Here is a 21,085-nt window from a genome sequence, read left to right on the forward strand (position 1 = left end):
GGCAGGTGTCCTATGATCGACTTTCACTATTTGTCGCGAGGGCTCGCGGCCCTCGCTCGCGCCCATCGCGCGGGTTCCATGGCCGGACATCTGGGCGCCGCTGTTTTGGCCGGTTACTTCTTCGCGGAAGATCACCCCGACCTCGACCCGGCCGTGCTGGATGCCGTCCGGCGCGAGATGGATCGCATCATCGCGGGGGAAGAAACGGTTTGGTTCAACCCGCAAGCAAAGGGAATCACGATTCGCGAACTCTTTGCTCCGCCGCCGGATTCGCCTCCCGTCGATCGTGCCGCCGACCGGCTCGACCACGCCTTGCAACCGAGCCTGGCGAAGCTGCGGCAATCGGGGCACAACGTCATCTTCGCGAGCCTCGCGGTGCGGGCGATGCGGGACCATCCGCAAACAGCGACCGAATGGGCAATCGAAGGATTGGAACGGTTGCTCCATTTGTTCGACAATGCCGGACCCGGCCGCGCCTATTTGGGCAAAGATCGGGGTTGGTGCTCGGCCGATGCCGTTCCTCTCGACCCGAACGACGGCGTTGCGCCTTCCGACGACATCGAGGTCATGGTCGCCCGACTCACCGACCGGTTGATCACCGAAGGCGGCTCGCGTCGACAAGGCGTCGGCGGCCTGTTCCACATCATCAATCACGCGGCCGGTATTCACGAATTGGCGATTCGTGGTTATCGTACGACCGCCCGCAAAGCCCTACCCGCCTGGTGGACGCAATTGCGCATCTGGCTGGCGTTGCCGAACCTCGAGGACGAGCTGGGGCCGCTCGAAAAGGCGGAACACGATCCTCGGACCGCCGCCTATTGGAGCGATGCGCAGAGTCGCAATTCGACGCAATTTTCCGGCTGGTTGACACACCGACTCAAGACGCTGTATGGCTTCTTCAGCCTGTGGCCCTACCTTCCGCCGAACAAACGCCCGCAAGCCCTGGACCGGTTCTTGTACTTGATGCGCTGAGATCGTGTCGTTGGACAAGAATGTGCCGTAGCTTCGGCGTGCGGCGCTCAGTCGCGTTCCGTCTCGGGCATCCGAAACGCCAGCAACACCCCTGTTGCACTCAAGCCGGAAAACAGCAGCAACATACCCTCGGGACCAATGAGGGGTGTCAGCAGTCCGAAAAGCCCACCGGCGAGAACGATCACCCCGATGAGCGTGTTCGCTACGGCCACGTAGTCGATGCGCGTTTCGCGGGTGGCCAAGTCGATCACATAGGTTTTTCGTCCGATCCGCATGCCGCTGTGGGCAATCGCCAAGATGAAGAAGGCCGCGGGAGCAAGATACCCCAGATACGGCGACAATGCCTCGACCGAAGTTGCCCACACGAACACAAAGCCCAACACCGCCGCAGTCGCCCCGGCCAGCATCATGACCTTTCGGCTGGAGACATCGGCGAAGCGGCCCCAAAATGCACTACTGACGGCCGATGCCAACCCGGCCGCGACGATGAAAGCCCCCAGCGAACCGCTCGCTTTCGATTCGCGGGCGATCAGCACGTAATAAGGCCCGGCCAAGGCCGTCGATACGAACAGCGCCCGCACGAGAATGAATACGCGAAACCGCGGATCTTCTTTCAATAACACGAGCCGCCGGGCGACCGCCCGCAAGGTTCCCTGCCCGTGCGTCGTTTCTGCCGGAGGTTCGCGCACCTGTCCCATCAACAAGCAGGCCGTGCCCCACAAGACCGCCCCTGTTCCCAACAAGATCGCAAACAACGCAGGCGACGATTCCTGCCGCACGAAGGCCGTCAGGTACGAGCCGACGGCCAATGCCAGCACCCCGGCGCTTGCGACCGTGTATCCGTTCAACCGTCCGCGGCGAGTCTTCGGAATCGTGCGTCCGACGATGTCTTTCGAGGCCACCGAGCAGACGCCTCGTGCCGTACTGAACACGAACAACGCCCCCAACACGGCGGCCCCGGCGACGGCCCCCGACGTGACCATCGCCGCAATCGCCATGACGATCAGTGCCGCGGCCTGCGCCGCTGCGCCGACGATCCAGGCACGCTTCCGGTAGGAAGTGCGCCCCACGAAATCGGCGATCATCAGTTGCGGGAGCATCGACATCGATTCCCGAACCGGCACGAGCATGCCGATCCAGCCCCCTGACGCCCCGAGTGTGCTCAGCAGCCACGGCAACACGGTCTTCGCGTTCGCCAGTTCGTCGGCAAGTCGCGTGAGAATCTGCGCAAAACCGATCAAGAAAAAGTTCCGCGGCACGTGACGGCACGCCTTGGCGGGAATGTCCTTGCACACGCGGCCGCCGCTATCCTCGATGAGGAAGTCGTAGAAACGCTCGACGAGAGACAGGGACTTGTTCGAATCGGACACAACGGCAGTAATTCGGAATGCGTCGAGGGGCTTTCGGCTTTTCTGCCATCGGCAAAAATCTGAAAAGAACGGCAAAATGGATTTCCGCCGCCTTGGCAATCGGCAGCGGAAGCAGCTCCACGCTTCTCATAAACGTACGTTTGCCGGCCCAAAGGTGCAATCGGTTGTGTGGTTATCCTTGCGGACGAACGATTGAAAGCACATCGGCAGGCTGTGGCAATTGGGGAAGTTGGGGGATGGCGCCGTCCTCGACGGTATCGTGATTGTGGGGCCGGGGCTCGTGCTTGCTCCGCGCTACCAGGCCGCGATTCGGTGCTTCCCGCGAAGCGATGCCGGCTGGAGAAGGACGGTAAAGATCGGTTGCGGCAGCGTAGGTTTCTCGCTTCGTAACAGACAAACGCAAAAACGCCCCCGAACGGAAATCGTCCGAGGGCGTTTGCCGAGTGCGGGAAAGAGGATTTGAACCTCCACGGGCCGAAGCCCACTAGGCCCTCAACCTAGCGCGTCTGCCAATTCCGCCATTCCCGCAGACCGTTTGGTCGGGGGCCTGCTTCGACCCCCTAATCCTAATTTACCGTCACCGGTGGGGGCGTCAAGGCGCCCGACGGTCACCGGAGGGGCTTGGCCTCGACGGCCCGCCTCACACCGCTCATCGGGCGGGCAACCACACCGTCATCCGGGATTTGCCGCGGTTCGCCCAGGCGAAATACGGAATCAGCGTCAGGTCGATCGGCCGAGCGTGCGCCGGGCTCCAGCGGCGGTACAGGCTTCCTTGCCAATCGCCCGATTCGATCTCCCAGCCTTTTGCGTGGAGCACGATCATTCCGGCAAACAATCCTTCACCGAGCCGCGGCGTGATGGGCGACTCGGTATCGAGCCACACGTCGTCGATGAAAACGTCCTCGGGCAGGTCGGGCGATTCCAGGCAATACACCACCGGCCCGCGCATCACGGCGACCTGTCCGCGAGTTTCATCGATCAACGGATTCGCCGCAATCAATACCGGCTCCATGGGCAGGGCGAGTTCCACGTGATCGCCGGGCGACCAGGTGCGTTTTAGTTCCACATACGAGCCGGGTTTCAGGGCGACATCCACAGGCTTGCCGTTGAGCTGCAACGTCGGTACCGACGAGACATCGGCCAGCCAGCCGGGAATCCGCAACCGCAAGGCGATCGGTCGGGCCGGCGCCTTGTCGATCGTCAGCGATACACGACCGTCCCAGGGATAGTTCGACTTCTGCACGAGTCGAATCGCGTCGCCGTCGGGCAGCGTGGTATCCAGCACGTTGCCCCCGTACAGGTTTACCCAAACAGTGTCGTCGCCGATGTCGTAAGCCCACTGGTACAGCTTGGCGATCGTACGGGTAAGGTTCGGCGGGCAGCAGAAGCAATTCAACGGCGAGGCATCCGTCGTGTCGGCCCAGCGTTCGTAGGTGTCGTTGCTCAGCAGGCGCACTTCGTCGCCGCAACGTCGCAGGGGATTCGTGTAGAAGAAATGGGTTCCTTCGAGCGACACCGCAGAAAGTACACTGTTGTACAGCGCACGCTCGGCCGTGTCGAAATACTCTGCGTCGCCGGTCAGGGTGAACATGCGACGCCCCCACATGGCCACGCCGATGTTCGCACACGTTTCGTTGTAAGCCGTGCGATTGGGCAGTTGATACTCCATGCCGAAGGCTTCGTGGACCGGATCCTTCGGCCACGGACGCAGCGTGCGGCGGTAGGCGACTCCGTGGTGGAGGGCCGCCGTTCCGCCGGTGATGTACATCTTCGAGGTGGTCACGTCGACCCAAAGGCGCCGTAAGGCGTCGAACAGTTTCGTGTCGCCGGTCTCGGCGACGACGTCGGCGGCACCGCAGTACAAATACGTGGCCGTCACGCAGTGCCCCACGGCCTCTTGTTCCTGTCGAAGCGGCACGAGGTCCTGGTTCTGGTTTGTGCCGCCGGGTGCCGAACCGCGCATCGACACGAAGATATCGGCCAGCTTCAGATATTTCGGCTCACCGGTCACGCGATACAGATCGACCGCTCCCATGATGTTCGACGGATTGAAACCGAAATGGGCCAGTTCCTTCGGCCGAGGTGAGAAGGTCTCGTACAGGTAGTCGGCGCACCGGCGGGCGGCGTCGAGATACGTTCGTTTTCCGGTCATCCGGTAATGGACGGCCGCGGCCGTCATGAAATGCCCCATGTTGTACAGCTCGTGATTGTGAATCTCGTTCCAGCGAGGCTCGCCCGACAGTTGAACCCACGTCGACAGATACCCGTCGGGCTCTTGGGCCTTCGCGATGATGTCGACCGCCTCGTCCATCCAGCGTTCGAGCTGCGAATCGCCCGTCACGGCGTAATAGTAGGCCATCGTCTCGACCAGCTTGTGGCAGTCGCCGTCGCTCCACTTCACGCCGCCCGGCGGGCCTTTGGGGGCCAGCCCGGCAGCCATCCGCAAGTCATGAAACGTGGCCGCGTTGTCGGGCAGTTGGCACACCTTCCACACATGGGGAACCGTGACTTGGAGATTGCGACGATAGTAGTCGCCCCAAAAGCCGTCGGTCCATTCGACATCGTCGGCGTCGACGGTCGTCATGATCGCGTGCGGCGGAACGCGCACGGCAGGCGGCTCGGCAATCGCGAGACGTCCCGCCGAAACGAACATCAAGGCGACCAGCACATAGAACGAGCGGGCATTCATCATTCGGCTCCTCGTACGAAGCGGTTCGATCCTCGGACAGCCATAATTATAATATTGTAATACATAAACGCAATCGCACGGGAAAACTTTTCGGGTGGCGGGCTTCAGGGGATCTGGTGACCCGAGCGCCGACGTGACTCGACGCCGCACCGCATGTGCGTTTTCGCCCTGGGGGCGACACCCCCCGGCGCGTGTGATATTCTATGAAGTTGCTCGACGGCAAGAAATCCGACGCGGGGGCCGCCGGTTTTCCATCCGTTACGGTCTAGTTCGATTCCTCAGCTTGGAAGTACGTCGACGATCATGGGAAACGTCCTCGTCAAACCGGTCGCGGGAAAACGAGAGCAAAAGCTGTTTCTCAACTTCCCCTGGGAGCTGTACCGAGGCGATCCGAACTGGATTCCCCCGCTACGGCGGAACCAACAGGAACTCGTCGGCTACAAGCCGCATCCCTTCTACAAACGCAACGAGGTTCAAACCTTTCTCGCCTTTCGCGACGGCGCCGTCCGGGGACGCATCGCCGCTATTTTGAACCGCGGCCACCTCGAACGCTACGACGACTCGGTCGGGTTCTTTGGGTTCTTCGAGTGCTACGACGATCCCGAAGTCGCCCATGCCCTGTTCGATGCCGCCTATGACTGGCTCGCCGAGCGCGGCATTGAAACGATGCGCGGCCCGACCAACCCCAGCCTGAACTACGAACTCGGTACCCTTATCGAGGGGTTCGACAGTCCGCCGACGTTCATGATGACGTACAATCCTCCGTATTATCCGCGGCTGATCGAATCGTACGGGTTTCGCAAAGTTCAGGATTTGTACGCCTTTTGGGGCGAAGTCGGCATGTTGCCCGAGATTCGAAGCAAGCTCAAACCCATTGCCGACAAGATCCGCGAGCGGTTCGGGGCCTCGACCCGACCGCTGGACAAGAAAAACTTTCTGGCCGATGTCGAGCTGTTTCTTTCGATCTACAACCGAAGCCTGACGAACACCTGGGGCTTCGTTCCCATGTCGGAAGACGAAGTCAAACACATGGCCAAGGGGCTGCGGTACCTGATGGTGCCCGAGCTGGCCGTCGGGTTGGAAGTCGACGGAAAGACCGTCGGGGCCGTGTTCGGCTTGCCGGACTACAATCCTCGCATTCGGCAAATCGACGGTCGCCTGTTTCCGTTCGGCTTCTTGCGGCTGTTGTGGAAAAAGCACGCGATCAAAAAGATCCGGGTGATCAGTACGAACGTCTTGCCGGAATACCAGTTGATGGGCCTGAGCCTGGTTCTGCTCGATGCCCTGGTCCCCAAGGCCATGGAGTGGGGAATCCAAGAGGCCGAGTTTTCCTGGGTGTTGGAATCGAATTCCCTGTCGCGCGGAAGCCTCGAAAAAGGTGGGGCAAAGCGAACAAAGACGTATCGGCTGTATGACTACCGACGATAGGCGGCCAGACCTTGGGGGTATGATATAATTCGTAATGGGTACTTGCCGAACGCGACATCGGATCCCGGTATGACGCTGCCTCGTTTGTCGAGCATCTTCGGCCTTCGACCCGCCTGCGGCGGAGAGGCTGAACGTCTTGCCGAGTCGAACGAGCCGGTCGTCGTGCGACCGGTTGACGGCCGCGGCGATCTGAAGAAATTCATTTGCTTTCCCTGGACGATCTATTGCAACGATCCGTACTGGGTGCCGCCGCTGCTGGTCGACGTCAAAGAGTTTCTCGATCCCAAGCGGCATCCTTTCTACAAGCATGGTTCGGCGCAGGCTTTTTTAGCGTTGCGCGGCGATCAGCCCGTGGGACGCATCTTGGTCAGCGACGATCCTCGCTTCAATGAAAAGCACGGAAAGAACCTCGGCTGCTTCGGCATGTTCGAGAGTCTCCGCGATCAGCGCGTGGCCGATGCTTTGTTGAACACGGCAGCCGACTGGCTCCGCCGTCGCGGACGCGACGAGATCATGGGGCCGATCGACTATTCGATCAACTATCCGTGCGGGCTGTTGATCGAAGGATTCAATCATCCGCCGCGGGTGATGATGAACCACAATCCGCCGTACTATGCCGAGTTGCTCGAAAACTGGGGACTGCGCAAGGCGAAAGACCTGTACGCCTGGTGGTTCGTCAAAGAGACGGACGAGCTTCCTCGTTGGATGGAACGCGTCGAACGGCTCGTCTCTCGCCGCGGCGTCACGATCCGCCCCTTCAACATGAAAGACTTCGAGGCCGACGTCGATCGTTGCCGTCGCATCTATGCCGCCACGCGCAACGACCAATGGGGCTTCGTGGAACTGACCGACGCCGAGTTCCGTTACTTCGGCAAGCGGCTGGCGCAATTCGCCGATCCGAACCTGGTCTTGATCGCCGAAAAGGACGGCGAGCCGATCGGTTTCTCCATCACCGTGCCCGATTTGAACGAGGCGATTCGTCCGCTCAACGGGCGCCTGACCTGGTGCGGCATCCCGACGGGGTTGATCCGGTTCTTGGCACGCTTGCGGCGGGTCGAAACCGCCCGCATGATGGTACTGGGCGTAGTCGAAAACCATCGGCGACGCGGCGTCGCCGAATTGCTGATCCTCAAATCGATTCTCTACGGTCGCGACGTAAAGCGATACACGGCCGCCGAACTGAGCTGGACGCTCGAAGACAACCACGCGGTCAACCACACGATCGAACACGTCGGCGGCAAGCGGTACAAGACGTACCGCATCTATTCGCGTAGAATCGGGTGATCCGCGCGCCCGCGTCGAACGGATCGCCTCGAACGTGTGCCTGCGCGGTATCGCGTGCCGAAGCGAGGGCGTTCGGGCCGCGGCATCGCCTCGTGAGATCGTATCTCTTTCGATTCGTGTAGGAGTCGCCATGAAATCGTACACCGAATACTTGACCTTCAACGTGCCCAAGCGGATGGACTTCATCAACATCACCCCGCAAATCGAGGCCGCCGTCGAAAAAAGCGGAATCCAGGAAGGCCTGTGCCTGGTCAATGCCATGCATATCACCGCCAGCGTGTTCATCAACGACGACGAATCCGGCCTGCACGAAGATTACAAGCAATGGCTCGAAAAACTGGCCCCGTTCGATCCTTCACCGACGGCCTATCGTCACAACCGCACCGGCGAAGACAACGGCGACGCGCACCACAAGCGCCAAATCATGGGCCGGGAAGTCGTCGTCGCCGTGACCGAGGGCAAACTCGACTTCGGCCCTTGGGAGCAAATCTTCTATGGTGAGTTCGACGGTCGCAGGCCCAAGCGGGTGCTGGTCAAGATCATCGGCGAATGACCGGGACCGAAAAACGCACGCTGCGCAGCCGATTCTCGGTCCGCGATTTGCGAACGCCCGGCAAGGCACACGACGTGAACCGAGGCTTTTTCCACGCGACGGTACCATCCCTCTTTTACGCAAGCCCGAGTACAACCGCCGCGGGCAGGCTTGCCGCCGGTTTCCGCGAGGTCGAGCCGGATTTGCCGGTGGGCTTGTGCTTCAATGGGGCCGTTTCACGGGCGCGGCCGTCTTGCGAGTTTTCGCGCGAGCCTCACACGTTCGACCGCGGGGCGTAGAAGGCGTCACGCCGGCTCGGTCGTGTCGATCCAGCCGCCGCCCAAGACACGTTCGCCGCGATAGCAGACGGCGGCTTGGCCGGGTGCGACCCCGTGACACGGTTCGGCGAACTGCACGCGAAAGCGTCCGTTGCCCAGCGGTTCGACGGTCGCGGGAACGGCGCGGCTACGGTAGCGGATTTTCACCTCGCACGCGATCGGTTCGGCAGGCGGGTCGATCAGCCAGTTGGCATGTGTTGCGATCAGGCCGCGGCAGGCGAGTTCCTCACGCGTGCCGACCACCACGCGCCGCGAGTGCGGTTCGATACGCACGACGTAGCGCGGTTCCCCGAAGGCGATTCCCAGCCCCTTGCGCTGGCCGATCGTGAATCGCTCGTAGCCGTCGTGTGTGCCCACCACTTCGCCGGTGGTCGTGACGATTTCTCCGGCCGTGTCGGCGTCGGGGCGTGCCTCGCGGATAACGCGGGCGTGGTCTTGGTCGGGTACGAAGCAAATCTCTTGGCTGTCGGGTTTGTCGGCTACCCGCAGGCCCAATCGTTCGGCACGAGCCCGGATCTCGGATTTCGTGTACTCGCCGACCGGCAGCATGATCCGCGACAGACGATCGCGCCGAATGCCGAAGAGGACGTACGATTGATCTTTGGCCGCGTCGCGCCCGCGACACAAAGCGGGTTCGCCGTGCTCGGAAACGATCCTCGCGTAATGGCCGGTGGCGACGTACTCGGCGTCGATCGAATCGGCGTATTCGAACAGTTTGCCGAACTTCAGGTCGTTGTTGCACACGATGCACGGGTTCGGCGTGCGTCCGGCCAGGTAAGTATCGACGAAGTAGTCGACGATCGAGCCGAACTCCTCCTCGAAGTTCAATGCGTAAAAGGGGATTCCCAATCGCTGGGCGACGGCGCGGGCATCGGCGGCGTCGGCGGCACTGCAACACCCTTGTTTCTTTGCAATCGGAAGCGTGCCCTCATCGGGGATCCGACAAGGGCTTTCGATCCCGTGGCGCATGAACAAGCCGACGACCTCGTGACCGGCCTCCAAGAGCAGACCGGCGGCCGTGCTGCTGTCGACTCCGCCGGACATCGCCAATACGACACGCGCCATGGGATCCTTTCTCGATCGTTACACGCCGACACGCATCCTTTTTGCAAATTGTACGCCATCGGGCGGCGAATTATGATGGGCCTTCGGGCCGTTTCGCTTTCGGTGATCGGGAGAAAGCGGCCTTCTGCGACGTACCTGAGACAATTGCTCGACATTCGAGGAGGCGACAATGAGGACGATCCTTGCGACGATGGTGATCCTGGCGGCCGGTCTCTGCGGTTCCCAAAAGGCGTTCGCCCAGTGCTACGAAGGGCCCGCCGAAGGTACGCCGATCTTCAACGGCAAGGATCTCGACGGATGGGTCGTCGAAGGTGCAGGCGAATACGAAGTCGACGGGCAGAAAAAGCCCGTCTGGCGGGTCGAAGACGGTAAGATCGTCTGCGACGGTCATGGGTTCGGCTTCCTGCGATACGATACGAAGTTCCGCGACTTCGTGCTGCACGTCGAATTTCGCATGCTCTCGAAGAACTGCAACAGCGGGGTAGGTATCCGCGGGGCGAAATACGATCCGAAGCATCCCGATACCCGGCCTTCGGTCTCGGGTTACGAGGTCCAGATCCTCGACGATTCGGGAAAGGACCCCGACGTGCATTCGAGCGGATCGCTGTATCGGTACATCGCCCCCAAGAAAAACGCGATCAAGCCGACCGGCGAATGGAACGTCCTCGAAATCGCTTGCCTGGGGCCGGTCGTGCGCGTCGTCCTCAACGGCGAAGAACTGTATACCATCGACCAGAGCGACATCGACGAGTTGTCGCAAAAGCCGCTGGAGGGCTACGTCTCGGTACAGAACCACGGACACCAAGTGGAGTTCCGCAACATCACGGTGCGGGAGATGAAACGGGTCGTCTCACGCCGCTGCCGATAGGGCGGAAGCCGGCGCCTCACGCGGGGGCGTCGCCTGTCGAGAATCCTTCCGGCGGTGTATCGACGAAGTACACGTCGCGATCGGGACGCGATCCCGGTACGTGAATGTCGAGCATGACCAACGGCGAATCGCCCGTTTCGAAGGCGTGCGTGGTTCCCGGCGGCAGACGCAGGAAATGGCCTGCCGCCAGAGCGATCGGGCGTCCGTCGATCCACGCCGTGCCCTCGCCGTCGAGGACGTAGTAAAACTCTTCGGCGATCTTGTGGTAACCGACGGCCGTCTTGCTGTGCGGTTCGATCTGCACGCGGTAGAACGTGCCTGCACCCTCTTCGTCGGGATCGATCAGCGATTCCAAGACGTACGGTCCGAGCCGCTCGGTACGATCGGGATCGCCTGCCGTGCGATGGATCAGCTTCATGGCGTGTATCCTCGCCCGAAGGAACGCTGAACGCCCACGTTACGCGCGAATGCCGATTGCGGCCGTGTGTTCACCCGTCGTGCGACTGCAAGTGGGCGATGCGGTCGAGGAACGCCCGCATGTTCGGGCAGCGTTTCGACAATTCGGGTTCGATGCACCAGTGGATCGCCTCGGCCAGTTCGGTGTTGATTTGGGGGCGATGTCGGCGGATATCGACGGGCGGTTGATCGTGCGACAGGGCCGCAATGCCGGTCGTTCCTCGCTCCCATGGGAGTTCGCCCTCGGCCAGCATCTCGTACATCGAGACGCCGAAGGCGAACACGTCGAGCCGTTGGTCGGTCTTGTATCGCCGGACGAGTTCGGGGGCCATGTAGTTCGGCGTACCGGTGCGGTTGCCCGGCTGCATGAACGGCGGGGTGGCGGGCACGGTGAGGCCGAAGTCGGTGAGCTTCATGACGCGGTAATCGCGGGTGAACATGAAGTTTCGCGGGCACACGTCGCGGTGGATGAAGCCCGCGTCGTGAACGACGGCCAGCGCCTCGGCCCCCTGGCGGATGTAGGCCAGCATCATCTGGTCGAGAAACGCCGATTGGGCGACGATGTGCGCATGCAGCGGACCGCCCGCCAAGTATTCCATCACCAGGTACGGCGCGTTCTCGGTGGTCAGGCCGTACTCGTACGTCTGCACGATGTACGGATGATAGAACATCATCGAGATTTCGCCCTCGCTGGGCTTGTTCAGTCCCTTGAATCGGGCTTCGAAGGCGGCGGTCTTCTCGGGATCGCAAATCTTCAAGCCGACGATTTCGCCGCGTTCCCGATCGCGGGCGACATAGAATTTCGACATCGTGCCGGCCACGCCGTGCCGCAGAATCTCAAACCGGGCCTGCACGTCGAGCCGTTTGCGGGCCCGACCGGGTGATTGTTTCTTTCCGCCGAAAAGCGACTTCAGAAAACGCAGTGGACTCATCGATGAACCGTCGCCCCGGGATAATTCGTGTCGAAGCCTCTGTTCCGAATTTGCGTTTCGGCGCGGTCGGCGTCGATGCTGCGCATCGAACCGCATGCGGCAACCGGCGGAAAGGGAAGGGCCGCCCGCAGCGGGCCGGTCACCGGCCGCAGTAGTCGATCGCCCGGGCCAACTCCGACTTCAAGTCGGGCCGTCGCACGATGCGGTCGATGAAGCCGTGCTCGAGCAGGAATTCGCTGGTTTGGAATCCCTTGGGCAGTTCGATCCGAATCGTGGCCTTGATCGTCCGCGGTCCGGCGAACCCGATCAGGGCCTTCGGTTCGGCGAAGATGATATCGCCCAGCGAGGCGAAGCTGGCGGCCACACCGCCCATGGTCGGGTTGGTCAACACCGAGATGAACAACCCGCCGGCTTTGTCGAACCGGCCCAAGGCCGCCGAGACCTTGGCCATTTGCATGAGAGAAAACATGCCTTCGTGCATGCGGGCGCCGCCGCCGGACCCGGAGACGATGATCAGCGGCAACCGTTGTTCCGTCGCCCGTTCGATCAGCCGCGTGAGCTTTTCGCCCACGACCGAGCCCATGCTGCCCATCAAAAAGGCCGAATCGGTCACGCCGAAGGCGACCCGCCGGGCGCGAATCATGCCCATACCCGTCACCGCGGCATCGCGCAACCCGGTCTTCTTTTGTTCCCGAATCAGCCGTTCTTTGTACGGTGTCTTGTCGACGAAGTTGAGCGGATCGCACGGTTCGAGGTCGGCGTCCCATTCCTCGAACGTGCCTTCGTCGAGAAGCTGGCGAATCCGCTCGCGGGCGGAAATATACCAGTGATAATCACACTCCGGGCAGACGCCCAATCGGCGCTCGACGTCCTTGCGAAAGACGGTCGCTCGACAACCGGGGCATCGTACCCACAATCCCGCGGGCACGCCGCGTTTGGGACGCTTGACGACGTTCTGCCAGCTTTCGGCTTGATCTTTTTTGGTCTTCGGCGCCGAATCGGCCATCGATATCCTCCCATCATCCGCCCGAGGGGTGGATGGTCGTGTGCGCGATTTTCCGCAGCCCGCCCCAACCGGCAGGCTGCCGAAAGTTCTTATTGTAATTCGACACGTACCCTCTTTCTTACCTAATCTTCGCCGATCCGGCTACGTTGGTCGGACAAAATCCCCTCAAAACGATTCATCTAGAGGGGGTTGGTGTACCCAAGAGGGGTTACATGAAGCTCCATACGGCAAAGAAGGAAGAACTCGGCCGAAATGCCGCCAAGGGGACGTCGAGAATTTCGTAACTACCGTGCCGGGTTTCCGATTTCCACAGATCTCCCAATTCGTCGCCGGCAAGCATTTGGTGGACGAGCGTGGCGAGCGGCTCGGGCACGATCAGGGCCACGTCGTCGTCATTGCGATGGTGTTTCTTGGCGATGCGGGCCAGCGCCTCGCGCAGCCTCCCTCGGGCGTCGTCGAGCATCTCCCCCTCGGGGGGGCAGGTAATCTCCGGCTGATCCTGCCATTGCCGATAGACTTTCGGTTGCTTGGTCTTCACCTCGTCGATCAGCATGCCCTGCCACAGGCCGTAATTGAAGTTTTGCAACGCGGGCAGGGCGCGCGGTTTCAGTGATAGGGCCTCGCCCAGCAATTCGGCCGTCTCGACCGCGGGGCGGCACGGGGAATAGTACAGCGCCTTGGGCACGGAAGACTCCTGCTTCATCCGCTCGAGCATCGCGAGAACCTCGGCGCGTCCGCCTTCCGACAGCGGAATGTCGAGCCGGCCGCGTAAACGGCCCTGTTCTTCGTAGTCGGTAGCTCCCGGTCGGATGATCCACAAGCGAGCCATGGCGACACCTATGTACGAGCTCGAACCTTGTCGGTGAGCTCTTGAAACCGGTAAGGGTAATCGTCGTGCCCCAACAGTCCCGTTCCGACGATGAACATTGTGGCTCCCGCTGCGGCACAACGTCCGATGGTCGTGCCGTTGACGCCGCCGTCCACCGAAATCATCACGCCCGTGGGGGCCGCCTGCCGCAGTTGCCGAATCTTGTCGAGGACCGATTCCTGGAACGACTGGCCGCCGAACCCCGGCATGACACTCATCGCTAGTACCAAATCGCAGGCGTCGAGGTAAGGGATCACGGCCTCGGCCGGCGTGGGCGGGTTCAGCGACAACCCCGGCCCGGCCCCGAGGCTGCGAATCTTTTCCAAAAGGGGCCTCGGTTCCGGAACGGCCTCGATATGGATCGTCAGGTAGTCGGCACCGGCATTCCGGAACGCTTCGACGTATCGATCCGGGTCGGAAATCATCAGATGCACGTCCAACGGCAACTCGGTCGCCCGCCGAACCGCTTCGACGATCGGAATCCCGAAGCTGATGTTGGGGACGAAGTGACCGTCCATGATGTCCAAGTGCAGGAACCGCGCCCCGGCCGCTTCGAGATGCTCGATTTCGCGCGCAAGGTAGCGGAAATCGGCGGCCAGCAGTGACGGCCCGATCATCGAGTAACCGGCTTGGTAGTCGGCGTACAGCCGCGAGATACTCATGGAACGTGTCGGAGAAAAACCGTTTCTAGACGAGACTGCCCCTTGGCCGCACGGGATGTCGATCAATCACGATCCATCCATTGCTATCCTCTAGGCGGCGATAAGTCAATCGCTCATCCTAGTGTGGCCGCCTCTTTCAAGGGGTGTATGGTAACCCTGGTGTTGCCGCGGTTCGGCGCGGGAATTCCTACCCGACGGTGGCGTTCCCGCTACCTTGCGACAGGTCTATCTTGCCTCATCATCGGCTGGAATCAGGCGGTTTTGCCAGCCTGCCTTTTTGGGTCGCAAGTCCCTTCTAAAACGACACTTACGACAATAGATTCCCTTCAAGTTTCGACCTGTTTCGGTCCGACATCGTCGGATTCCGGTTCGTCGGAATCGATTTGGGGAAGCTCGTCGAGGCTGTCGATGCCCATCAGTTCCAGAAAGCGATCTGTCGTTCGGTAGACTGCCGGGCGGCCGCGTTGTTCCGACTTTTCGACGGTCAACAGGTTGCGTCGCACGAGCTGCGAGAGGATACCGCCGGACGGCTTGCCCCGCAACTCGGAAACCTCTTTGGCCGTGATCGGTTGGCGATACGCGACGATCGCCAGCGTATCGACGGCCGACTGAGTGAGTCGTGCTTCGCGAATCTTACCGAAAAAACGTTGCCGAATTGCGTCGAATTCTTCCCGCAGGGTCATGCGGTAGCCGCGTCCGTCGTGCACGATGTGGTACGGACACCCGTCGGCCGCGTAACGGCGATTGAGCTCGCCGACCAGCGAGGCCACCTCGGACGGATCGACGTTGCGCATGACGGCAGCGGCTTCTCGGGCCGAAAGCGGCTCGTTACCGGGACTGCCCACGAACAGAATCGCTTCCAGAATGCTGAGCGGTGAGATGGCGACCGTGGCGGCTTCCGGGCCGGCGGTGGATTCCGACGTCGCAGGCGACGGATCGACCGCTTCCGTCTCGTGGTCCTCATGTGGGGCGTCGTCGCCGGAGACTTCCGGCGCAGACGTCGTGCGCCGCATGGCTTGGGCGAACGCGTCGCTCAAGGCTTCGAGCGAGACCGCCTCGGGGGGCGGCATCTCGGGCGTCGGTTCCGTCTCGGCCATCGGTAGACTGCGCAATCCAGATAAAAAAGGGGAGTGCCGACGCGCATGTCCAGGGTCGGCACTCGGAAACGTATCGGCAGTTTACTCGATTATCCGCTTCAGCAGGAAGCCTTGTTCGACGTTCAAATCCTCGCCGCGCAAGAAGCCCATCGGCAGCGAGCGATCGAACAGGAAGAACATCCGATGGCGCTTGATCTCGCCGGTATCGCTGCCCAGCTCTTGACCGAGCATGTACCCGTCGGGGTAAATCTCGGCGACTTCGGCGGGCGTCATCGTCCCGTCGGGGCCGGCGGCCGGAACCGGTTCGACCTCGAAATAGCCGACAGTCAGCCATACGGCGTACACGTTGCTGCGGGTGGTGGTAAGGTTTCCCAACCGCATCAAGTGCTGGTAGCGGAAGAACGGATTGCGGTCGGCGTTCGCGAATTCGTAGGCGTGGTTCGTCGCCGCCGTCACCGTGGGGTCGATCCACGATTGCGGCACGAACAGCGGCCGGTTCTGGAATCCGAAACCCGTCGGATCGGGGGCGGGCCGCAACAACGTCGCGTTGACTTCGTGCTGAATCAGGTCGCGCAACGTCGGGTCGGCCCCGATCGGTGTGGTGGGCGGGACGTTCGTCGCACCGCCGAACGAGCGGAAGGGGTTCGCAAACCGCGTCGGGTAGTTCGGGTTCAGGGCCGTCAACGGATTGCCCGACGTGTCCGGGTATCCGCGACGGCTGCGCAGGAACTCGTCGAACGGCGTTCGCGAGTCGCTCGTGTCGGGTTGGTTCAGCAGGCCCCGCCAAACCGCCTCGCTGTAGATGGTGTTCAAGTTGATGCGTCCCGGTTCGCGGTAGGCATCGATGAAGTTGTACGGCGGGGCGAATCGGTGTCCGCTGCCGGGAAGACCTGCCGGTGCGGCGGCCGTCGGGTTCAACGGCAGCTCGGTACCCGTGAACGGCGATCGCGTACGGACGAATTCGAGCAGGCGATGAAACTTCGGGCTGCCGGGCGTCGTCGCACTCGAGTCGAGAGCGTGGAAGAAGTTCCACAGGTGCGGGAACGGATTCGCCATCGGCCCGTCCGGTGCATTCGGCGCCGAAGGCGCCACGAGTTGATGCACGTAGACGTTCGGAACGGGATCGGGATTCGACGATTCACGGTTCACGATCCGGTAATACTTCGCATACACCGCTTCGTCGTAAGCCAACAGTCGCGACGAGCGGTGGCCGGGAACCAACAGCAACTCCAACGGGGACGTGAACGGCCGGTTGAACCACGTCAGCCAGGGGAAAGGATGATGCGGCTCGCCCGCGTAAATGGGCGTCGGCGGCATCGAACCGTCCCGCGGTGTCGGATCGAAGAACTCGTTGAGGTATCCGAGCGTGTGTTTCAATTGCCGGTTGAATCCGGCCGCGCCGATCGTGGCGGGGTCGTCGACGACTTCCTTGTAGCCGGGTTCCTGTTTCCACAGGATCCAGGCGTCGACCGTGTTCGCGTCGCTCAGGTCGGGATCGTCGTTCGATTCGCCGCGTTGCCGCGTGTGGAACATGATGTCTTCATTGGCCGGGAAGCGGGCGGATCCGTCGGCCAGGAAGTCGGGTTCCGACATCGGCATGCGGCTGTTGAAGACGGTCAAGTCGACCGGCTCGCTGTCGATCGTTCGGTACGGATTCAAGTACGGATCGTACGGTTCGAGCGGATTCGCCAGTCGCTGAAGATGCACGATGCGGAATTTCGTTTTCGTCGTCGTGCGTCCGAACAGTTCGTCCCACGTTTCTCCGGGATCGAGATCGGTGCGTTGGGCGTCCAACGGCTGGTCGATCGCCTGCGGATTTCCGGCATCTTCGTAGCGGCCGGTCGCCGGATTGTATTGAATCGGTTGCCCCGTCTCGTCGACTTCTCCGGCTTCCAAGGGCGCGTAGCCGCCGTTGGCCGGTTCCGAAACGCTCAACCGCAAATCGACGTCGCCGATGCCCGAGAACACGAAGCCTTGGTCGATCACGATTCCCACCGGCTGCTGGATTCCAAGGGGTGGGGCCGTGTTGTTGTTCACGACCTGAACATCGGTCGGGTCGATGCGGATGTGCCGATCGTTGTTCGGATCGGGCGGGAAGGTGTTGATCCCGATGAAGGTGAGGTTGCCGTCCGGCGGGCCGCCGGGACCGATCACTGCATACCGGCCGGGCAGAATCTTGCCGATCGTCGCCGCATTCGCCGGGCTGGGATGGTATGCCACCAGCGTCTTGGTCGGGTCTTCGACCGGATATGAGGCGACCGAGCCTTGGTCGGCGAAATAAACCAACCGCTCGATCGTCGGACGCTGCGTCGGATCGGGATCGTCCGGGTCGGGCTCCAACGTGAACCCGCCGGGGCCGGGCGGGCTGGGGGCCAAAGGATCGGTCTCGCTCGGTTTCGCGATCGCCAATCGCCATATCGGCGTCCCCGACGCGTTCACCTTCGCCAGGTCGACACCCGGTACGTTGGCCGGGGCGGTCTTGGCGGGTGTGTCGAATTCGGCAGCGGGCGGCTCGTTTTCGGGCCAAGGATTGTACAGCTCGACGAACAGCGAGCCTTGCGGTCGAAACTGCTGATCGAAATCGATGATCTGGTCGCCGTAGGGCCCCGGGTTCTGGTCTTCCCCGTCGCTCGGTTGCGGCGGATTCACGGCCAACCCGAAGTCGGGTAAGTCTTCCGTCCGCCGATCGTGGAAGGCCAACGTCTCGGTGATCAACAATTCGGGACGTTCGCAGCCCCACACGGTGTGCGTTTCGTACAGGTATGCGTCGAAGGCGGGATCGCCCGGTCCCGGCGGCGGATTCCACCCGTCGAACGGATCCTCGTCGAAAACGAATCGCGTCATGATCGAGTCGCGGTCGCGGAAGTCGGCCACGTTGACCGCCCACTGCGCGATCATGCGGGCGGTGGCGAGCGGACTGCCCGTCAACTCGTTCAAATAGTCCCGATCACAAAGCGCCATCGTCAACACGTACAGGTGCCGGGCGTACAGAATCCGCGGATCGCGATCGGCGGCGGGCACCGGGTTCGACGGATCCTGGTCGATGATGCCGTTGCGGTCGTAGTCTTGAAGCGGTGTGTTCAACGGACCGCCCGGCGTCGAATAAGCGATCATGTCGGCGCCGCTGATCGCTTCCCCCGGGTCGTCCACCACATTGTCGCCGTCGTTGTCGCGGCCGTCGCCGAAAGGCCGATTGAGGTCGAACCGCAATCCCGCTTGCAGTTCCGGCGGCATCAAGTCGAGCAATTGTTGCGGAGTCAGGCTGTTGCCGAACACATCGGAGGTGTGCGCGGGCGTGCCGCCGCCGCGAGGCGCCGCGTCGCGCCACGGCTTGGTTCCGGCCAGTGCGGGAACGGGTACGTCCCAGCTTTCGGTCGTGATCTCGTGCCGGTGGGCCTGAAGCCACGCTTGCAAATCGGCCGGGGCGGTGGGTACGTACACCAGCTTGAGCAAGCGGTCGGGCAAGCCGGCCGAATCGGCGTCGTACGGCCGCAACAAGGCTTCGAGCTCTTCCGGCGTGAACGGTGCGTCGACGGCCACGGTCGTGGCGCCGCTGAGCGTCCGTCGCCCCCGCTTTTGCGACAGGTTCAGCTTGTACTGACTTTCGACGGCAGCGATCGTCCACGAGTTGGTGACTTGCTGATACAGCGGCCAACCGTGCAGGTCCAAGGCTACGGTCATCACGCCCAGCATGTCGGGCGGACTGCCATAGGCCGTTTGATTGCCCGCCCCGTACGGCGGCCAGAGCGTTTGACGCCAATCTTGCCACGGATAATCGAAGAATTTGTTCAAAAGATGCAGTTCGGGTTGGCCGGTGAATCCCGCCGCAGGATAAGGCGGCGCCGTCAGCAATTGGAATCGTTCGCCGTAGCGGCCCGGCACGGGACCGGCGGGCGAGACCGTGCCGGTCAGCAGTCGCGCGTAGAGTGTGCGAGGACCGTTCGGCCCGAGGAAAACGTCCGTTCCGTCGAACAACGGCAAGAGGTTGATCTCGCCGGGACCGAAACCCAGTCCGCGGAAACCGAACTCGTTCATCAACGCTTGCGTCAAGATGTCGGTACCGATCGGATAACCGTTCGGCGGGGCCGACGCCGGATCGGGATACGTCGCGATCATGCGCGGCCACGGCGGACTTGGCGGAACGCCGTCCTGCCTTTGCGACGAGGGCTGATAGTAGTCGGGATCGGCCTGGAACAGGCTCCCCTGCGCATTCAGGTTGAAGCGTCCGTCGAGATCGACGCACATCACGGCCACCAGCGGCTTGTAGCGACGGCCGTCGGGCATCGTGCGGACGGGGAGACCTAGGTCGAGCCATACGCTGTCGGGAACCCCGTCGCCGTCGTTGTCCACGTCCCAGGGTCCGGTCAAATCGTTATACAGCGGATTGCTCCCGTCGAACCCCGGATGGAAGGCGGTGAGTGGACGCAACACGAACCGCCGCTTCCACTTGGCGATTTCTTTCCGCAACGGCGGGGGGGCCGTCTCGGGCGAAAGCAAGAACTGACGGCGCACGTTCGGGTCGCTGATACCGCCCCAGTTGATGTAGGTACCGGTCGTGTCGTTGATTGCCTGTTCGAACCAGTAGTTGATCAGGGCCACACGGTGCGCCGAAGGCTCCGGCACGCTGCCGTCGGGAAGTTGCATCGCCAAGAGGACGTTCTGATAGTCGGCGGCGTCATAGTCCTCATTGGCCATCAGGTCGCGGTCGTCGGTGGTACCCAGGAGGCCGTCGGGACCGGCCACCCAAGCGACGAATTCCGGATCGCTCGGGTTGGGCAGCAAGGCGAACGGGCGACCGTCGGGATGCGCAGCGCCCAGCGTGTTCGACCCGTCATAACCGACGCCCGTCCCTGAAAACGGTGCACCGTTGATCACGTAGTTGATTGCATTCCCGGCGGCCAGATACGCAGCGACCTGCCCGATGGGCGTTTCTTCCGGGGCGACGATCACGTATTCGCCGGTGCTCGGATTGTAGTCGACGATGCGGGAAGAGATGCCCGTCGGCGGGCCGTGGACGAACGTGATCACGCTGCCCACCCACGCCTCGGGGCGCGCGGCATTCGTGTTCGGCAAGGCGTCGGTAAGGTTGGCGGTGAAGACCCAAAGTTGGCCGCCGGCGACGCCGTGCAAGTTCGAAGCGGCCGACAACTGACCGATGGCATGTCGGTTGCCGTAGATGTCTTCCAGGAGGCTGTGGCACCACAATGACGAAAGCGGATTGTTCGTTCCCCGCACGACCTGCATGGCCGCTTGTTCGAGAACCTGGTCGGCCGGGTCGAAGAACTGTTCGTCGCGCTGGTCGGCCTCGGCGCCGCGTCGGGCGTGGCCGGTCGTGACGATGAACGTCAGCGCCATCACGCCGAACACGGCCAACAAGGCCAGTACGACCAAGAGAACGGCACCGCCTCGTTGCGTTGCACTGTGTCGGTTCATCGTGGGAACCTCGTCGTTGTCCTAGCAGGTCGCTCCTGCGGATGGTTTCGTGATTCGATGCCGGCCCGGCTGTCGGTCGGAAGGC

15 protein-coding genes and 1 tRNA gene are annotated in these 21,085 nt (G+C 62.1%); 5 read left to right on the plus strand and 11 right to left on the minus strand.

All coding sequences use genetic code 11. The features are described 5' to 3' along the window. Nucleotides 1-12 precede the first annotated feature (12 nt). Nucleotides 13-972, plus strand: coding sequence for a hypothetical protein (locus tag ACYQ2I_RS02115; RefSeq protein ID WP_460165336.1), 960 nt, complete (start codon nucleotides 13-15; stop codon nucleotides 970-972). 47 nt (nucleotides 973-1,019) lie between these two features. On the opposite strand, the gene ACYQ2I_RS02120 is transcribed toward ACYQ2I_RS02115, so the two are convergent. From ACYQ2I_RS02120 to ACYQ2I_RS02130, 3 genes are all read right to left on the minus strand, one after another. Further along, entirely contained in the window at nucleotides 1,020-2,342 is a 1,323-nt protein-coding gene (locus ACYQ2I_RS02120) for an MFS transporter (protein ID WP_460165337.1), read from the minus strand. Nucleotides 2,343-2,786: 444 nt separating this feature from the next. Continuing rightward, nucleotides 2,787-2,870, minus strand: a tRNA-Leu gene (locus ACYQ2I_RS02125). 121 nt (nucleotides 2,871-2,991) lie between these two features. Continuing rightward, entirely contained in the window at nucleotides 2,992-5,034 is a 2,043-nt protein-coding gene (locus tag ACYQ2I_RS02130) for a glycoside hydrolase family 127 protein (RefSeq protein ID WP_460165338.1), read from the minus strand. 300 nt (nucleotides 5,035-5,334) lie between these two features. Here ACYQ2I_RS02130 and ACYQ2I_RS02135 point away from each other — a divergent pair, with 300 nt between their 5' ends. From ACYQ2I_RS02135 to ACYQ2I_RS02145, 3 genes are all read left to right on the plus strand, one after another. After that, nucleotides 5,335-6,459 carry a GNAT family protein gene (locus tag ACYQ2I_RS02135; RefSeq protein WP_460165339.1) on the plus strand — a complete coding sequence of 375 codons (1,125 nt, stop codon included), beginning with the start codon at nucleotides 5,335-5,337 and terminating at the stop codon, nucleotides 6,457-6,459. Nucleotides 6,460-6,528: 69 nt separating this feature from the next. Next, complete coding sequence (locus tag ACYQ2I_RS02140; RefSeq protein WP_460165340.1) at nucleotides 6,529-7,743, plus strand: GNAT family N-acetyltransferase; 1,215 nt, start codon at nucleotides 6,529-6,531, stop codon at nucleotides 7,741-7,743. A 130-nt stretch (nucleotides 7,744-7,873) separates the two neighbouring features. Then, nucleotides 7,874-8,296, plus strand: coding sequence for a secondary thiamine-phosphate synthase enzyme YjbQ (locus tag ACYQ2I_RS02145; RefSeq protein WP_460165341.1), 423 nt, complete (start codon nucleotides 7,874-7,876; stop codon nucleotides 8,294-8,296). Nucleotides 8,297-8,580: 284 nt separating this feature from the next. On the opposite strand, the gene mnmA is transcribed toward ACYQ2I_RS02145, so the two are convergent. Then, nucleotides 8,581-9,678 (minus strand): tRNA 2-thiouridine(34) synthase MnmA, encoded by a 1,098-nt coding sequence (gene mnmA / locus ACYQ2I_RS02150; protein ID WP_460165342.1) that lies wholly within the window; start codon nucleotides 9,676-9,678, stop codon nucleotides 8,581-8,583. A gap of 169 nt (nucleotides 9,679-9,847) precedes the next feature. On the opposite strand from mnmA, the gene ACYQ2I_RS02155 reads away from it, so the two are divergent. Beyond that, nucleotides 9,848-10,546 carry a 3-keto-disaccharide hydrolase gene (locus ACYQ2I_RS02155; RefSeq protein WP_460165343.1) on the plus strand — a complete coding sequence of 233 codons (699 nt, stop codon included), beginning with the start codon at nucleotides 9,848-9,850 and terminating at the stop codon, nucleotides 10,544-10,546. 16 nt (nucleotides 10,547-10,562) lie between these two features. Here ACYQ2I_RS02155 and ACYQ2I_RS02160 read toward each other — a convergent pair whose 3' ends face one another. The 7 genes from ACYQ2I_RS02160 to ACYQ2I_RS02190 form a co-directional block, all read right to left on the minus strand. Then, nucleotides 10,563-10,964 (minus strand): cupin domain-containing protein, encoded by a 402-nt coding sequence (locus tag ACYQ2I_RS02160; RefSeq protein ID WP_460165344.1) that lies wholly within the window; start codon nucleotides 10,962-10,964, stop codon nucleotides 10,563-10,565. A 70-nt stretch (nucleotides 10,965-11,034) separates the two neighbouring features. Further along, nucleotides 11,035-11,934 carry a serine/threonine protein kinase gene (locus tag ACYQ2I_RS02165; RefSeq protein ID WP_460165345.1) on the minus strand — a complete coding sequence of 300 codons (900 nt, stop codon included), beginning with the start codon at nucleotides 11,932-11,934 and terminating at the stop codon, nucleotides 11,035-11,037. Nucleotides 11,935-12,073: 139 nt separating this feature from the next. Further along, complete coding sequence (accD, locus tag ACYQ2I_RS02170; RefSeq protein ID WP_460165346.1) at nucleotides 12,074-12,940, minus strand: acetyl-CoA carboxylase, carboxyltransferase subunit beta; 867 nt, start codon at nucleotides 12,938-12,940, stop codon at nucleotides 12,074-12,076. A 208-nt stretch (nucleotides 12,941-13,148) separates the two neighbouring features. After that, nucleotides 13,149-13,769 (minus strand): histidine phosphatase family protein, encoded by a 621-nt coding sequence (locus ACYQ2I_RS02175; RefSeq protein ID WP_460165347.1) that lies wholly within the window; start codon nucleotides 13,767-13,769, stop codon nucleotides 13,149-13,151. Nucleotides 13,770-13,777: 8 nt separating this feature from the next. Beyond that, complete coding sequence (gene rpe, locus ACYQ2I_RS02180) at nucleotides 13,778-14,470, minus strand: ribulose-phosphate 3-epimerase (protein WP_460165348.1); 693 nt, start codon at nucleotides 14,468-14,470, stop codon at nucleotides 13,778-13,780. Between the two features lie 326 nt (nucleotides 14,471-14,796). After that, entirely contained in the window at nucleotides 14,797-15,567 is a 771-nt protein-coding gene (gene scpB, locus ACYQ2I_RS02185) for an SMC-Scp complex subunit ScpB (RefSeq protein ID WP_460165349.1), read from the minus strand. 81 nt (nucleotides 15,568-15,648) lie between these two features. After that, complete coding sequence (locus ACYQ2I_RS02190; RefSeq protein ID WP_460165350.1) at nucleotides 15,649-21,000, minus strand: hypothetical protein; 5,352 nt, start codon at nucleotides 20,998-21,000, stop codon at nucleotides 15,649-15,651. Nucleotides 21,001-21,085: the final 85 nt, after the last annotated feature.

This window comes from Thermostilla marina (genome assembly GCF_054657455.1).